This window comes from Maribacter cobaltidurans, from assembly GCF_002269385.1.
GTDB lineage: Bacteria > Bacteroidota > Bacteroidia > Flavobacteriales > Flavobacteriaceae > Maribacter > Maribacter cobaltidurans.
The window spans coordinates 2,837,266-2,855,222 of the sequence record NZ_CP022957.1 but is presented as its reverse complement, the minus strand read 5'-3'; the positions used below and the strand labels follow the sequence as shown (position 1 = coordinate 2,855,222).

The window sequence follows — 17,957 nt, the reverse complement described above, 5'->3', positions numbered from 1 at the left end:
GATCAAGGGCCTTTTTAGAAAAACACCAAACTACCTATAATAAGAACCTCATGAAGACCTCATGTGTCCCCTGGTCAATACCATCGATTGGTCTTTGCCAGGCGGATTCATAGGCATAGCCCAATTGGAACCCGTTTGAAACCTTAAAGAGAAAAAGTCCGCTTATGCTTTCATTATACCTATACCCCGCACCCAAGGTAAAACGTTCCGCCAGATCCAACAGCCCGGTAATTTCATAGGAGAGCGGGGACGCATCGGCATACCTGACCATGCCCAAGGCCTGAAGTTTGGTCTTTTCCCCTAAAAAGAAATCATAACCTCCCGCTAGGTATACATGCAATCTATCGGCACCTAAAAAGGCGTTCCCATTGGCTTCCTGAAGCCTATCGGGTGTCAGAATTTTTGGCACTGACAAGGATAGAAAATACCTTTCGTTTTTCAGGTAGATACCAGCACCTACATTCGGTGTAAAACGGCTTTCAAAGTTCATCAACGATCCGTCCTGGCCAACACCGTAGGTCAAAAGGCCTTGTGTATTGGCATCGTAAGAGTTAGCACTTGCCTTTAGTCCGAAATAAACCCTGTTGGCATCGTTGAGTTGAATATGATATGAAAAGTCCACGGCCATCCAAGTCTGGGTCTCTATGAACGTTTTGTCGTTGAGGATACTCACGCCCAATCCTACCTTATTTCCTACCGGCATGCCAAAAATGGCGCTCTGGCTTTCAGGGGCGCCTTCGATGCCCGCCCATTGGCTCCTGAGCCCAAGGACGAACTCCACCCCTTCGGAACTGCCCGCAAAAGCCGGGTTGTAAATGTTCATGTTATACCGGTAGAAGGTATAGTTTGGGTCCTGTTGGCCCCATGCTTTCCCTATGGAAAGCATTAAAAAAAGGACGATGATCAAATTAAATATTCGCATGATTTTATTTTTTAAGGTTGATTAATAGTTGATGAATATCCATCCACGGATTGGCTGGGAACTGTCTCCCAGGTCAATAACATATAGGTAAGATCCCGAAGGCAGTTTTTCTCGGTTGTTCTTATAGAAGCCCTCCCAATCGTTTTGGTAGCTAACAGCCTCATAGACCAAATGGCCCCATCGGTTAAAGACCTTCACTAAGTTATTGGGGTAGTTCTCAAGACCGGGAATTATCCAGGCATCGTTGTTGCCGTCCCCGTTCGGGGTAAAGGCTTGGGCCGGTGCCACTTTTGAAGTCTCGGCCACGGGCTCCGTTGTAATTTCCTCCGATGGAAAACTTTCAGCGTCCAGAGGATCAGTTCCACTTTCAATTTCTTCCTGATCGGTAAAACCATCAGCGTCATCATCGGTATCTGAGTTGTTGCCCGTGCCATCGCCATCCGTATCGGTATCCTCATCGGCATCCAATGGGAAGGCATCTTCCTCATCACTTATGCCATCGCCATCATCATCCAAATCCGCGTTGTTGCCCGTGCCATCGCCATCCGTATCGGTATCCTCATCCACATCTAATGGGAAGGCATCTTCCTCATCGTCCGTTCCGTCGTTGTCGTCATCAGAATCGGCATTGTTGCCCGTGCCGTCACCATCGGTGTCGGTATCCTCATTGGAATCTAACGGAAAATCATCCTCATTGTCATTGGTACCGTCGTTGTCACTGTCCATATCAGCGTTGTCGCCAACTCCATCATCATCGGTATCAGAATCCTCATTTGGATCTAACGGGAAGGCATCTTCACTGTCGGGCGTACCATCGTTGTCGTCATCATAATCACAAGCGTCATTAAGGCCATCATTATCCGTATCATCAGCGGTTAAGTCTTCCGTGGCCAACACAGCTACTCTATTACTTGCGCATCCGTTAACATTAACGGTTTGGGCGTAATAGGTGTCTCCTAAAACAAGTACGGAAGTGGGGTCTAAAGCGGTACCCCCTGTTGAAACATTGTACCATTCCAATGTAGCTCCGTTTTCAACGGTAGCTTCTAAATCTGCAATGGTATTATCAGGGCAAACAATTTGCTCTGCAGGTGCTACCGGGCTATTGGGCAATTCATTCACCACTCCGGTCAAATTTATAATCTCATCGGTCGCTCCCGTGGAGGTTATGGTCAATGAACCCGTAACATTACCGGTTACTGCGGTATTGGACGTTCTTACATATACATCGGTAGCACTTAAATTACCGCTCGCGGTAATCGTTACCGAATTGGAAAACGCCGTACCTGATGTTAAACTTACCTCGAAATCTCCTGAGGTGGTCACTACAACATCTTGAATTAGATCGGTAGCAGAAACAGATAGTATCTGTTCGTCTGATGGGGATCCAATACATGATGTAAAATTGGTTAGCGAATGATCGACCGAAATTGTTGGCACGATTTCTATTTCGGTTACCGAAACACCCCATGTCCCCCCACCGGCATTTTGATTAGCCGGAATGACCAAGGACAACCCTCCAATCGTTAACGGTAACTGACTAAAACCTTGACTAGTGTACGCTAAATTAGCCACGGAGTTCCAATCGGCTTTAAGTCTATCCGCCATTGAGACCGGTGGTGCCGTTTGGAAATCACCAACAAAAGCTCTATCCGAAGAATATTGATTATTTGTACCATTAAAGAAAAAAGAACCTAGGAACATGTTCCCATTAGAGGCGGCCGCAATAATACCAACATGATTACTTTCTAGATCATCAAGAGGAACATCGTTCAAAATAGACCCCAATGTTATTTTAACATTCCTTCCGTTAGGAAACAAAGCCTGATAAGACCCATTATTTATGAGCTCCCATTCCGTAACATCCTCTTCAGTCACATTACTGAAGGTCATGGTCAAGGGTTGATTTGTAAAGGGAGTTCCGCCATAGGTTCCGCTAACACTGTTCAATGACAAGGTATAGGTATATTCCTCTCTTGTGGGTAATTGTACGTAATTGCCATAATATTTTGCAAAACCGGAGAAGCTGCTATAAACCGTGGCCATTTTATCATCATTGTAAACCGCCAAAGAACTTCCATTAACTTCAGAATAGGTAAAATCTGGAGAACCTACCAAATCCCAGGTATCCGTGTGCGTATTGAACATTCGAACAGCAGATTTTCTAGTGGAATTATCCGTAAAACCAAGATATAGGGTATTGGTATCTGAAATCTGGAACGACATGTTCCACGCGCTACCGTTGAAAGGTGTACCTATTAAATTCCATTGATCTAGATTTGGATCATAGGCTTTAACGGTAAGGGATCCATTATAACCATAGGCAGCATACAACACGCCATTATTATCAATATCAAGCGCAGTTTGTTCTGCACGATCATATAGGCCTGACACTAAAGGTTGGCCTATTTGATCCCATTCTTGGGTATCTGCATTGTACTTCCAGACCGGACTGGATGAAGCACCGTCCCATTTTGAAGAGGTCAGATAAGGTATACCTTGTGCATCAACCGTTACATCAATATGATTGGTATTGCCTATTGGTAAATTTGTATGTGACATGGTTGACCATGTTTGGGCCGCCGAGTCATACTTGCGCACCGTGGGGCCCGCCACATTATCTTGATGGGCAATAAACAGATCACCATTGGGCGCAATATCCAATTCTAAATATTCCGTAGGGGCGGTACCTCCCGGGTTGCCTACTTGAACCCAATTAGTCCCATCATATTTATATACCATTATAGCACTAAATTCATCCCGAAAGAGTACATAAGGTTGATCTTGTTCGTTAAATTCAAGATCAATGGCTCCTGCATATGTAGGGGTAAAACCGGGTTCGCCTAAATATTCCCAAAGCTCCGTACCTATATTATAGAACATTACGGAAAGCTTACGATCATTTAGGCCGTCGCTATATGCCGCGTAAAGATCGCCGGCACTGTTGAATTTGGTCTTTACATCATCCATTTCGCCCCCTGTAAAACCTACTTCGCCCAACGTATTCCAGTTACCGGTTTGTTCGTCGTAAAATTTAACCACTGCACTGCTATCCAAACTATTTGCTGAATAGGCAATAGTCAATTCACCATCTGGGTTGAAAACTAATGAAGGATAATCAGTAGAGCTGCCAGAAATACCTATGCCCATACTTTGCCAAGTTGCATTAATGCTGTCGTACTTCCATACAGAGATTCTTTCATTGGTATCAGCGTCTTGGTCATGGTCATCTTCAAAGGACAAATACAATTCGCCCGATGCTGAAAAGGCTATCCTTGGATTATCTGGATATATGTTGTTTGCAGGTACGGTACCGGAAACTTGTACCCATTGTGTGCCATCAAAAAAATCTACCCTTATTTCATTGTTCGCTTCGTAGGATATATAGGGTACGTCGCTGGGGGAAAGTGTCATAAAAGTATCTCTTGTATCATCACCCTGGCCAGTGGTGGTATAGGGTATCCATACCTGGTTTACGGTATCTAACTTATAGACATAGATGAAATCGGCATTCAGGTTTTGATCATACGCACTGAACGAAAAATATAATGACCCATCTGATGCTATTTCTAAATAGAGTTCATCTGGATATCCGTTGGATACTGCATCGCCTATTTGGGTCCAAGAAGTACCATCATACCTTTGCACCTTAACTTCATCTGTATCATCATCTTGATAAGCTACCAATACATTGCCGCTGGCATCGATTTTTAAATCGACCTCTTCTGCAGTATCCGTAAAAGGTGCCCCTAAGTCTTCCCAAGCAGTACCATCAAAATACTTGACCACCAACTGGGTGTCGAGGTCATCATCTGCATAGGCAATATAGGGTATGTCGTTTTGATCAATGGCTATGGCCGTGAATTCAACATAATCCCCGGAAATACCTCGATCACCTACAAAACTCCATTTGCCAGTTGCCAGGTCATAACGAACTACACTGATTTTTTCATCAAAATCGTAATCCATATAAGATAAATATGGGATACCCGAATTGTCAAAGGCTAAATCAATATACTCGGCTTCTATAAAAGAAGCCCAATTGTCATCATTTGGCCCCAAAGGTTGCCAGTCTTGCGCTCTCAACACTCCCGAAAACAGAAGTGCCAAGAACAGTAGTTTTAGTAAAAATTTAGATTTCATTATTTATTTATTTGATTGTTATTTAAGATTTAATAATTCAGGAATACCCAACCTTGTAAAGGTGCTTCTCCATCCCCAAGGTCGATTACATATAAATAAGAGCCAGAAGGTAGTTTTTCTCGGTTGTCCTTATACAGCCCTCCCCAATCATTTTTATAGGATTGGACCGCAAATACTTCATGCCCCCATCTGTTGAAGACTTTTACCACATTGTTGGGATAGTTGTCTATTCCAGGTATTACCCATGTATCATTTATACCATCACCATTAGGAGTTAATGCCTCTGCCGGTATCACCGTTTCCTCAACGGGAACTTCTGTAGTATCATCTGCTTCTAAAGGATTGGTATCTTCAGAATCTTCAATACCGTCATTATCGTCATCCTCATCCGCATTATTACCAATCCCATCTCCATCGGTATCTGTATCTTCAGTTGAATCCAATGGAAAGGCATCCTCGGAGTCCGGTGTACCGTCGTTGTCGTCATCGGTATCCACGCAATCAGGAGTGGCATCGCCATCGGTATCGGTAGCCATAGAAGCGGCATCCAAGGGGTCTGAACCACAACTGGTCTCGCCGGCATCACTCTGGCCGTCGTTATCATCATCGGTATCGGCATTGTCGCCGGTACCATCACCATCGGTGTCGGTATCTTCATTTTCATCTAACGGAAAGGCATCCTCTGAATCTGGTGTACCGTCGTTGTCGTCATCGGTATCGGCATTGTCACCAGTGCCGTCACCATCGGTATCGGTATCTTCATTAGGGTCAAGTGGGAAGGCATCTTCCGTATCGGGCGTGCCATCGTTGTCATCATCGGTATCGGCATTGTCGCCGGTACCATCACCATCGGTATTGGTATCCTCATTTTCATCTAACGGAAAGGCGTCCTCTGAATCCGGTGTACCGTCGTTGTCATCATCCTCATCGCAAACATTTCCAAGACCATCGGAATCTTCATCCGCTTGATTCGCATTCGCCATACTGGCGCAATTGTCTTGGTTATCTAAAATACCGTCATTATCGTCATCATCGTCACATAAATCGCCAATACCATCTTGATCTAAATCGGACTGATCAGGATTTGAAACGTATTTACAATTGTCAATTGCATCTTGAATTCCGTCACCATCTGTATCTTCATTATCAGTGTCCAAAATGGTAATTAGAAAGCTTTTTTCAAAAAAACCTCCAAAGCGGTCTGTAGACCTCACCCTAATGGAATAGGTATTTTTGGTTTCATAATCAAAGGGGCCGCCTGCTTGTAGCTCTGCATCGACTATCATAAAACTTTCGTTATCTTCGGCCCCAATACCGGAAACAAGACTATAGGTATGCGTATCATCAATGTCAGCATCAGTAGTAGAAAGACTTCCTACGGTATCCCCAATTTCATTGTTTTCGGTAATTTCCATTGAGGTAATCGTTACATCGGTAGGCACCATATTATCGGCAATCAAAATCTCTACCAAATCGGTTGAGGGCAGACAAGTTCCATTAGAAATTTCCCATTGATATTCGTAGGTTCCTTCCATAAGGTTTGAGAGGTTCAAAACATTATCGGTCACCGTGGCATTTGGTGTATTCGGGCCACTAACCCAAGACCAGGCTCCTTCACCCACACTCGGTACATTTCCTGTCAATTGAGCCGTAGTAGTACCGGAAGTCAAGTAGATGTCTTCGCCTGCGTTTGCAGCTGTCGGGTTGTCGGATATGACCACCTTATCTGTGTATATATTAGAAGATGCGTCTTGACGGACCACAGTTAGCGTGATGTCAAATACTCCTGCAGCGGTATATGTCTTAGACGGTGCAGCCAAGGTTGATGAGGTAGTATCCCCGAAATCCCAAGCATGACTGACTACGGGTGATCCCCCATCGTCCAAGAAGGAGAAAGACACGCTATTGGTGGCCAAACAAGTATCTCCAGTAGTTTGAATAGATCCCACCAACCACATCATGATGTTCGCAAAAAGTTGATAACCCGGAACAGCATTGCTTCCAGTAGCAGCACTCGGAGAAACTGCAAAGTCGATTACCCTGCCCATGCCATTTATTCCCACATTTTCCCTAGCTTGAAGACCGGGCCTTCCATCGGAGAATTTGGCTATGCTATATGCCTCTGGAGCTAGGGTATTGGAAGTAGAGGACCATAAACTTCCTACATTCCAAGTAGCGGTATTAATTACAAACGGATAGTTAAGGGCCGGGTGTGTAGGAATATCTATGGTTCCAAAGTTCGTAGGCCCCATTGATTGACCAGCTGGTATAAGCGCATTGTAGTTCCATGAACCACCTATTTCTATTGAAGCGTTGGCGAATAGGAAAATACCCACGCCACCCCCATTATCAACATAGGTTTTTAAAAGATCGCCCATACCATATGAGGCATTATAACCACCATTGGTAACCACCATGATCGCATCATAGTCATTGAGATAGTTTAAGTCATATTTGTTCGGCGCATCCCAAATAACGGCATCAACGGTATCAAATACTCCCGTTGCACTTAGATTAGCGGCGTAGCCCTGTGCTTGGGACAGTTGGGAGGTCTGGCCCCCATATAATATCAAAATATCCTGGGCCTGTATTCGATGGAGGCATAGTAGAAGTATTACATAAAAAATGATTTTTTTCATGGTTGAGAATTATTGATTTTATTGGAATTTTGAATAATCATGTGTTTGGATTTTTAAGTTTGGTATATTTAACAAATACAAAATTGAATTAATTTGTAGTATTTTTCTTATTTATATTGTAATTACCTATTTTTAGTATGTAAGAATGTTTGATTATGTAGTAGCCCATTCGAGGAAACGTTCAAAATCATCGACGAAATAACAATTATGCACAGTACATTCTAAAAACCTGTACCTTCTCAGAGGTTTGCAAGCAGCTGTAAAAAATGTATTAAGGGAAACTTTATAAAACCCTTTGTGCATTTAGTTTAAATTGATTTTAATCACTAAAATTCCCTTTTCATTCAATTGTGATTTACTTTAAGGGGTGTTTGTTTGGTTTCTTTCATGCACGGCATAATGGATAAAGCGGGTTTTGTCAAGACTTTCGGGGAAAAATCAGGAGTGTCTGCGACGTAGTAAGTTCCTTGGAATTTCAAGGAAGCAGAAACCTTATTTTTCGCAATTGTCCAGATAACTAGAGGATAAACACCATGAAAAAAAGCCGGAAGAATCCATTTTTGGATCTATGGACTTAGAATGATTATGTCTCAAATCAAGGAAGAATTCGAACCTTCGATCGTCTGCCTAAAAGACAGATGCTCCATTCAGCTCAGCTACGCAACCATTTTCTAAAAAAACGAGATTTAAAACAATAAATCCAAAGCAACTAAACTGGAAAATCCGAAGTTAGGCCATTTGATAGATGATGGCATCGGGCTGACGGAAAAGGAATTTATATTACAATAAAAAAAGCCCTTGACCAAAGATCAAGGGCCTTTTAGAAAAACACCAAACTACCTATAATAAGAATCTCATGAAAACCTCATGTGTCCCCTGGTCAATACCATCGATTGGTCTCTGCCAGGCATTCTCATAGGCATAGCCCAATTGGAACCCGTTTGAAACCTTAAAGAGAAAAAGTCCGCTTATGCTTTCATTATACCTATACCCCGCACCCAAGGTAAAACGTTCCGCCAGATCCAACAGCCCCGTAATTTCATAGGAGAGCGGGGAGGCATCGGCATACCTGACCATGCCCAAGGCCTGAAGTTTGGTTTTTTCCCCTAAAACGAAGTCATACCCTCCCGCCAGGTATGCATGTAATCTATCGGTACCTAGAAAGGCGTTCCCATTGGCTTCCTGAAGTCTATCGGGTGTCAGAATTTTTGGTGCGGACAGGGATATAAAATACCTTTCGTTTTTCAGATAGATCCCCGCACCTACATTCGGTGTAAAACGGCTTTCAAAGTTCATCAACGATCCGTCCTGGCCAACACCGTAGGTCAAAAGGCCTTGTGTATTGGCATCGTACGAGTTAGCGCTAGCCTTGAGCCCAAAATATAACCGGTTGTCCTCGTCAAGCTCAATGTGGTAGGAAAAGTCCACGGCCATCCAAGTCTGGGTCTCTATGAACGTTTTGTCGTTTAGAATACTCACGCCCAAGCCTACCTTATTTCCTACCGGCATGCCAAAAATGGCACTCTGGCTTTCAGGGGCACCTTCGATGCCCGCCCATTGGCTCCTGAGCCCAAGGACGAACTCCACCCCTTCGGAACTGCCGGCAAAAGCAGGGTTGTAAATGTTCATGTTATACCGATAGAAGGTATAGTTTGGATCCTGTTGGCCCCATGCAATGCCCGCAAATAGAAGAACGAACAGGATACTAATTGTATTTATAATTCTTGTCATTTTGATTGTTTTTTAGGTTGATTTAATAGTTGATGAATATCCATCCACGGATTACCTCGGAACCATCCCCAAGGTCGATCACATACAAATAGGAACCAGATGGTAATTTCTCCCTGTTGTTCTTGTAAACCCCTCCCCAATCATTTTTATAGGATTGGACCGCAAATACCTCATGCCCCCATCTGTTGAAGACTTTTACCACATTGTTGGGATAGTTGTCTATTCCAGGTATTATCCAGGTATCGTTGTTGCCGTCGCCATTGGGCGTAAAGGCCTGTGCTGGAACAATTGTGGGCTCACTGTTGTTAGGAAATTCATCGTTGCTATCTAAAATACCGTCATTATCGTCATCCTCATCCGCGTTATTGCCAATTCCATCTCCATCGGTATCTGTATCTTCATCGGGATTTTGCGGGAAGGCATCCTCAGTATCTAAAGTTCCGTCATTATCATCATCTTCATCCTCATTGTCACCTATCCCATCGTTGTCCGTATCGGTATCTTCATTCGCATCCCAAGGGAAATCATCTTCGGCATCTGGTGTCCCATCGTTATCGTTATCCTCATCGAAATTATCCCCAATTCCGTCCCCATCACTGTCCAATGTCTCGTCTGGGTTGTTCGGGAAGGCATCCTCACTATCAGGAACACCGTCATTATCCGTGTCTACCGCATCTCCATTGGGAAATTCATCTTCATCATTGCTGATGCCATCCCCATCAATGTCTTCGTCAGAGTTGTCCCCAGTTCCATCTCCATCGGTATCTGTATCTTCAGTTGGATCCAACGGAAAGTCATCCTCACTATCTGGTGTACCGTCACCATCATCATCGGTATCGGCATTGTCGCCGGTACCATCACCATCGGTATCGGTATCCTCATTTTCATCTAACGGAAAGGCGTCCTCTGAATCCGGTGTACCGTCGTTGTCATCATCGGTATCGCATGCATCACCATCTCCGTCATTATCGGTATCTAGTTGGTCCGTGTTTGCAATGGAAGGGCAGTTGTCATTGGTGTCAGAAATGCCATCATTGTCTTGGTCTATTCCTTTAGTTGCGGAATCTTGTACAGGAATACCTTCGTTAGCACTACTATCGGTAAGGGTAACGGTTAGGGTTATTAAACCGTCGGCTAATGCGCTAAGATCGATTGCGGTTACTTGGTCCGTGGCGGAAGTTATAGTTCCGGATCCTGTGACCGTTGTCACCCCATTATCGCTACTAAAGCTATAATTATAGGTCGCACCTATTTCAGCACCGGCCAAAGTAAAACTGATTGAAGTTTTATTTGAACTATCTATGGCGTCTTGATCAATGGTTACCGTGTAGCCTTCAGGTGCAACATCATCGGTGACGTTAATGGTAAATTCCTTGGCAAAATCATCGGTACCGTCATTGGTATTGATTCTTACACTGTAACTACCAGGAGAAAGCGCGTTATTGGTTCTTAAGCTTGAGGCATCAATGTTAAAACTAGCAATGTCATCGTCACCTGTACCTGCCACTAGTGAATAGGTATGAGAATCTCCTGAATCAGCATCAGCACTGGATAAGGTACCTACCGTAGCGTCTACACCCGTAGCACTTTGGTTGATGCTGTTAGTATCTAGCGTAATGTCGGTTGGAGCATTGTTAATCGCTTGAACCGTAATTTGGAAATTATAAGGCACATTATCTATACCATCGCTCAGTGTAAGTGCTACATTGTGTACACCTGCATTAGCGTTGGTTGGCGTACCAGTTAATTCAGCCTTGGTTGCTACCTGGGCAATAAGTGTAGTTGTCAATAAAAACAACTCACCCGCATCCGATATTACCAAGTCGTCTGCAAAACCTCCTGCAGAAACTGTAAAAAATGTATCAATATCACCGTTGGTATCGATTTTCCGTATCCGCTTGCTTAACCGCTCGGAAATGAAAATTTCATCGTATTCGTTAATGACTAGTCCTGATGGGTCGGCAAAAGTCGCATTGACGGCAGGTCCGCCATCGCCAGTTTCTGTACCTGCTCCTTGCGTACCTGCTATGGTTTCAATTGTGTCTGCCCCTAAATCAACTCGCCTGATGATATCGTTAAACCGGTCGGTAAAAACCAAACGCCCGGCACTGTCAAACGCCATACCGTGAGGTTGAGAAACTTGTGAGGTTGACGCCGCCCCCGTATCACTGTAACCCATTGTTCCTGTACCGACCACCCGCGTCCAGTTTGCATCAGGGTCGCTATTGGTAAGGTCAATTTCATAAATACCGCCATTTGCAGACGCATACAGTTTAGTGCCGTTAGCATTAACCAGCAATCTGCGCATAAACGCTTCCGGCAAATTAGACAGAAGGGTTCGAGTACCTGTGTTATCAATTTTCAAGATGTCGGTCTTGGCATAATCTCCAACATAAACTGCGTCATTTACCGCATCATAGGCTATCCCTACTGGATTTAGATTTGTATAAGTTCCATCCCCTTGATACCAGGTTTGTACATTTCCGTTCGCATCAACATAACGAATCCCATACTCTTCTTTATCGGTGAAAAACAATTTACCATCACCATGAGCGGCAGTGCCCGCTCGAATAACCGCACTAGTAGCACTGGTTCCATCAGGCGACTGATTTACCCCATCCCCTGTATTGGTGGGGTTTGCACCAGTGCCTACAAAATTCGTTTGCAAGAGACCACTGGTAAAGGTCAACCAAGCAGGAACGGTGTTTGCTGTCCAAGTGATTACATCGTTATCGGCATCTGATGCTTTAATATCATAGTAATAAAGTGATTGCGCTGTTGCTGATGTGATTGACGTGGATGTCACTGTGGGCGCTGTATTACCAATCTCTCGATAAATCGCATAAGCGTTATCGTCAGTCAAGTTTTCACCACTTAAGTCGGATGTTTCATCTAAATTATTCCTAACGTTACCGGCACCCACCAAAGCAGTTAAACCTGTACTGTTAGCTTCAGCACCGCTATAGAGCTTTGCGATACCGCCTGATCCTGTACTAAGGGTAGGTGTGCCAGAAACAATAATATCACCACCCGTTGCCGTTCCAGCTGCAGAAGCTCTACCTGCATTCAAGATGATAGCATCATCTGAAGTGGAAGTGGTATTAATACTTTCAGAAAGGGTAATGTTTCCGGTTTCCGTTTCCACCAAAACAGTACCTGTAGCGAAAATTCCTGTTGGGTTTACCGTGCCAATTTCAAGTGCATTTGCATCACGATAGGCGATATTACCAAGACGTGTAGTTGCATCGCCACCGGCCAGCACATCAATATTGTTACTGCTGTTCTGAAGGGTAAAGTTGCCCGTACCGAACAGGGCCAAGTTGTTGGCCGTGATGGCTGCACTTTGTGTCACATTGCTCGAGGCGTTTAGGCTGATGGTGTTGTTTGATGAAGCTGTCAAGGCTTGGTTAATGGCTATATCGCCTCCATATATCGTAATCGGGCCAGCAATACTTGTTGTAGAACCAACAAGTACAGTTGAGGTATTCGTTGATTTCCCGATAGTAAGACCGGTTAAATCTGAAGAATAGGTCAATTGGGAAGTATCGAAAGTATTTGTAAATGAATTTCCGAACGATTCTATTGCTAAGGTTCCTGCTGTATTAAAGTTAAACCCAGAACTTAAGTCAAAATCGTCTCCGGTAACCGTTATATCACTTGTAGAGTTGGTAACCTCAGAACCTGATTTATACCCTATTGTTGAACCAAAATTAGCGTTAAAAATCTTTCCGGCACTTGCACCAGTTAAATTAATATCCCCGCTATTTGCTAGTACATTTGCTCCTATTAGTAAAATATTATATTGCGTACCTGTACCGCCAGGAGTACCGAAAAGATTAATATTACCTGTACCGGTACTTTGGATAAACAATCCCACTCCCCCTCCAGCTAAGGTTAAACCTCTACTTTGCGATGTTGCATCTGAGGCACTTCCGGTTAACGTTATATTTCCATTCACCGTTCTTATAAATGAAGCTGTCCCTCCTGCAGTTATTGCATAATTTCCAAGATTCATACCATCTGAAAATGACGCATTAGAACCGCTAACATTACCTTCTAAAGCTATATTTCCTGTTTGGCCTGCATCAAGGATAAAACCTTCATAAGCATTTATACCTGCCGCAGCATCGTCAAATATCGACGTTTGTCTGCCTTTGAGCGAAATATTTCCTCCACCTGAAATAATGCTAATATTACTATCGTGTCTAGCACGGATTCCGCTCTCAGTCCCAAGATTTATGCCCCCTCTAAAGGAATTCGCATTATTTAGGGCATATCCTGTAGGTAGAGTGGTTCCGCTTCCTCCACCTAATGTAATGGCTCCGCCAGATGTGTCGTTTGCTGTTCCATCATTTGCAGTTCTATCAGATGAAGTTCTTGTATCTAATGATGTATTATCTTGAAGATAGATATAGCCACCATTAGTAGTCTCATCATCACTGTTCGACCACAGGGTGATATCCGCCCCACTAGTTGTAATGGATTTACTCGCTGCTTGAACGATATTTCCTGAAGCTTTCAGTAAAATATTACCGGCGGCACCATCTACCGTGGTATTCAAGCTTTCGTTAATGGCAATATCGCCTCCATAGACTTTAATAAATCCGTTAATTGTTGAAGCCCGTGCCAAGGTCAAGGCACTGCTGTTTCCCGGCTTACCTAGGGTGAAGCCTGTGGCGGTACTTTCCACATTCACGTTAGCTGTACTGATACCCGCACCAAAAATAGCCCCTACTGGACGAATGGTTAGCGTTCCACTTGTGTTAAATCGTGTGGGCTGCACATCAAAAGTCGCACGGTTAGCCTCAATGACAATATCCGAACTACTGCTAGCTACCTCTGCGCCATTGGCGCCGAATAAAATGGTGTTAGCCGCATTAGGTCGTAGGTATAAACCGGTATAGGTTCCCGTTAGACCTGCTGGCTCAAGGTCACGAATGGTAATGGTGCCCGATGTAGACAGTAACTGCATGCTATTACTATCCAAGGCCAAGCCTCTTGAATTATTACTGGCAGCACCACCCGTCATGGTCAATGTAAGATCACCCGAATCAGTGATAATTTTTGCATCATTCGGTTGCATACCCCAAGCAGAGGCGGTTGTATTACTGCTGTTCGTAGCATCTCCCGTCAAGCTGATTACTCCACTGCCCGTTGTAATTAAATCAGCACTATTAAAAGCAATAACCCTTCCGCTAGCCGATGCACCCGCATAGCTTGCGTTTATATTAATATTTCCGCCGTTTGCATTGACAATAGCTCGATTGACACCACTTCCAGTGATTGCTAATACCGATTCGGTCGTTATAGCAGATGCCGTATAGCTGATATCCGCGCCTGAAGTAGTCACATCTATTCCATCATCTTGAAGGATGCGCTGACCTTCGATGGTAATACCATCACCTGTAGTAGCTGTTGAGCTTAGGTTTGCATCGATATTTATTTCTCCCCCATAAACCGTAATAGGGCCGTTTATCGTAATAGCGTTTGTTAAAGTAATATTTTCTGCGGTAGCATGATCTTTACCTATCACAAGCCCTGATAAAGTTGCCGAAGGTTCAAAAAAATCTGCCAGTGTTAATGAAGTACTGAAAGCATTTTCGCTTGGTAATATCCGTAGCTTACCTGTAGAAGTAATAGTATTAGCTGAGGTCGTAAAGGTTATACTATTCGCTATTAAGTCGATATCAGCCGATGATGCCGCCAAAGGCGTAATACCTTGAATAGCTGTTGCAGAAGAACGTAAACCTAAATCCGTATTTCGAAATAATTGACCACCATTAACTCCAGTACCTGTTATATCAATCTTACCACTTGCTGATAGTATTTGCATATTATCCAAAACAATACCTTCATGCAGGGTTGAAATACCTGCGATACGTATTCCTCCCGTTCCCTCTGATTGCATAAGTGAGCTACCATTCCCTAAATTAAAAAATCCCCCATTAGCTGTTGCCGTAGTTGAACCATCAATAGAAATAGCAGTTTCAGCATTACTGGCCGAGCGAAGTGCGATATTTTGATTAGTAGAACCAAAACCCAGTTCAATTCCATTCCCAGTTTCTGAGGTACCCATAATCGAGATTGTACCACTTCCGGAATCAATCACTAAATTTTCCTGCGTTAATAAACCAGGATGACCCGAAGCATCACTCGTTTTTCCGCGTAGCAAAATGTCACCTCCGTTTGATAGTAGACTTATCAATGCAGGCCCAGATATTGCGCCCTCACCAAGAGATAACCCACCAAAATCAGGGTCACTTGTCTTTCGCCATGCGTAGCCGTCTGGAATACCGTCATTTGCTACACCTTCATTTGCACCATCATCAAGACCACCTGCCAAAACCAAATTTCCACCTTGTGTTGTTATGGCACCACCGGCATTGACGGTAATAAACCCACCATCAGCATTACTATCTGCCCAAAAAGTCACATCGCCACTATTGGTAGTTATCGACTTACTGCTTGCTATAGTAATATTACCTGTTCCTCTAAGTAAAATATCACCAGCAGCAGTACCTGCTGCTGTGTTTAGGTTTTCATTTACTGTAATATCACCCCCATAAACGGTAATAGGACCCGCTATGTTGGTATTACTGGAAATGGTTACTGGAGAACTATTATTGATGTTTACCCCACTCATACCATCATAAAAGCCTAAGCTTAACCCAGAAACACTAGCAATATTATTGATAGTGATATCATCAAAGGTACTGCTCATATTAAGGTTAGTACCGCCACCATGTTGCCAAGTAATAGTACCTGAATAACTACCACCATTTGGTGCCAAAACCAATTGCCCCGAAGTATTCAATGTAAGTGCCCCTACAGAATTAAAATTATCGGAAATAAGAATGATATCACCGCTACCCGTACTAATCGTTGATGAAGTATGAGGTTCGATACCCGCCAGGCCAGTACCCGTGCCATTACCGGCCCAAAACAATGCATCGCCACCTCCTGTATTTAAACTTACCGAATGGAAATCAAGGGCATTTTGGTTTGAGCTTGAAGCATCTACACTCGGCCCATTACCAACGGTTAAACCATTCCAAGTTGCTGTCCCTGCAGGTGTTGAACTACCTCCTGCCCAAAAGTGACCTCCATTGGTATCAATATTTGAAACAGTAGAGCCAAAAGTACTTCCTCCACCATTCGTATTATTATAGTCTGACCAAAAAACAAGATTTAATTTGCCTGAAGTAGAAACATAGTTTGCCGTATTGTTTATTCTACCGGAACCCTCTGAGCGAATCGTAAGCGTTGCATCCCCCCCAGCCGTTTTTTCAATGTCCCCTGTCTGAGTAATCATACCATCGGTGGAACGCACCAAAACGCTCACACCTGTATTCAAATACCCTTCAATAACAGAAGTATTAATACTGGCATTACCCGTCGCGGAAATCGTAACGGGATTAGTACCTGTTGTCGTCCAGTTGGTGCCCGAAGTACCTGTTTCACCCCCATTTTCAATAGTTAAGGTTTGTGCACTGGTAATTAAGGAAAACAAACCTAGGAAGATCACTGCTATTTTTTTCATGTGGTTTTTGATTATAAAAGGTTTTTACCCAAATCCAAGAATACTCTAAAACTTGATGTAAGCACCATCGCAAGTTTTAAACAATTGGGTCAATCGAGAAATGGCAAATTTTTAAGTTTAGGGTTATTAAAAATTAAGAGATCAAAAATGTAGGATTTAACTTATAAAAAATAAATTATGTTGTGAACTGATAACAACATGTGGTAATTCCTACATTTAGTAGGATTTATATTGTTAAAAAACTTTATCGAATAGGTTTATCAACTCTAATTTTGAAGTAAACGAAGAAATATAGAATGAAAAATTTCCTGGATGGCACTTAGGGCACTAGTGTATCCATTTTTTGTAGTTGACTTGCAGTATCTATTTTCTCACCTCTGTAGGTTAACTGCCAACCCAGTGAATTCGTAAGAATATAAAACTTTTGCAGTTCACTGATCAACCTATTCTCGGCGTTGGAAAGTAAAGAAGAGGCCTCTACCTTTTTCATTAAGGAATTGGTCACGGTCTTTTTTATTTTATTATAATCTGCTTCATCGAACTGGTTGAGATAATCAGCCGTTACATCGTAATATTCAAAATCGGGATTTAGTTTTATTTCGGGCTTAGGTATACTTTTTATCCGTAACGTTTTGGCTGCTTCATCAATTTCAAAATCGACTTTACTTAAATCAAAGGCCACGGTTACATCTGCATTTACCACTACCAAAGCTTTTTTTTCCGCCGTAAGCAAAGGCCCAAAAAGTTCCTTGGAATCCCTGTAATTGTATACCTCTGAAAAATGCCCTTCGGTAACGATCAATTTAGAAACATTCGCAATTTCTTGCTGTATGAGCATAGAATTTTCCTCAAGAATGGATTTGTTGTTTTTATCGGCCGCACAGGAACGGATTATAAAGACGAAAGTCAAAGTAATTAGGACACCGGCAACAAATTTTTTCATAGTAACGGATTCAATACATTGGCTTTATAGAAAGCTTAT

Annotated in this window: 6 protein-coding genes; all 6 read right to left on the bottom strand. The window is 43.1% G+C overall.

Annotation, left to right across the window (positions count from 1 at the left end):
* Positions 1 to 34: 34 nt before the first annotated feature.
* The 6 genes from CJ263_RS12605 to CJ263_RS12580 all read right to left on the bottom strand — a co-directional run bounded on the left by CJ263_RS12605 (position 35) and on the right by CJ263_RS12580 (position 17,918).
* Positions 35 to 922 (bottom strand): PorP/SprF family type IX secretion system membrane protein, encoded by an 888-nt coding sequence (locus CJ263_RS12605; protein ID WP_094997603.1) that lies wholly within the window; start codon positions 920 to 922, stop codon positions 35 to 37.
* 21 nt (positions 923 to 943) lie between these two features.
* On the bottom strand, positions 944 to 5,065 hold the full coding sequence (locus CJ263_RS12600; RefSeq protein WP_094997602.1) for a T9SS type B sorting domain-containing protein: 4,122 nt from the start codon (positions 5,063 to 5,065) through the stop codon (positions 944 to 946).
* A 29-nt stretch (positions 5,066 to 5,094) separates the two neighbouring features.
* Positions 5,095 to 7,704, bottom strand: a complete 2,610-nt coding sequence (locus tag CJ263_RS12595; RefSeq protein WP_094997601.1) for a T9SS type B sorting domain-containing protein — start codon at positions 7,702 to 7,704, stop codon at positions 5,095 to 5,097.
* A gap of 840 nt (positions 7,705 to 8,544) precedes the next feature.
* On the bottom strand, positions 8,545 to 9,435 hold the full coding sequence (locus tag CJ263_RS12590) for a PorP/SprF family type IX secretion system membrane protein (RefSeq protein ID WP_094997600.1): 891 nt from the start codon (positions 9,433 to 9,435) through the stop codon (positions 8,545 to 8,547).
* A 22-nt stretch (positions 9,436 to 9,457) separates the two neighbouring features.
* Entirely contained in the window at positions 9,458 to 16,975 is a 7,518-nt protein-coding gene (locus CJ263_RS12585) for a T9SS type B sorting domain-containing protein (RefSeq protein WP_094997599.1), read from the bottom strand.
* Between the two features lie 319 nt (positions 16,976 to 17,294).
* On the bottom strand, positions 17,295 to 17,918 hold the full coding sequence (locus CJ263_RS12580; RefSeq protein WP_094997598.1) for a DUF4230 domain-containing protein: 624 nt from the start codon (positions 17,916 to 17,918) through the stop codon (positions 17,295 to 17,297).
* Positions 17,919 to 17,957: the final 39 nt, after the last annotated feature.

What these genes read in the sequence shown, in the direction of transcription:
- CJ263_RS12605 (WP_094997603.1), bottom strand. Translation starts at nt 922, where the DNA reads ATGCGAATATTTAATTTGATCATCGTCCTTTTTTTAATGCTTTCCATA.
- CJ263_RS12600 (WP_094997602.1), bottom strand. Translation starts at nt 5,065, where the DNA reads ATGAAATCTAAATTTTTACTAAAACTACTGTTCTTGGCACTTCTGTTT.
- CJ263_RS12595 (WP_094997601.1), bottom strand. Translation starts at nt 7,704, where the DNA reads ATGAAAAAAATCATTTTTTATGTAATACTTCTACTATGCCTCCATCGA.
- CJ263_RS12590 (WP_094997600.1), bottom strand. Translation starts at nt 9,435, where the DNA reads ATGACAAGAATTATAAATACAATTAGTATCCTGTTCGTTCTTCTATTT.
- CJ263_RS12585 (WP_094997599.1), bottom strand. Translation starts at nt 16,975, where the DNA reads ATGAAAAAAATAGCAGTGATCTTCCTAGGTTTGTTTTCCTTAATTACC.
- CJ263_RS12580 (WP_094997598.1), bottom strand. Translation starts at nt 17,918, where the DNA reads ATGAAAAAATTTGTTGCCGGTGTCCTAATTACTTTGACTTTCGTCTTT.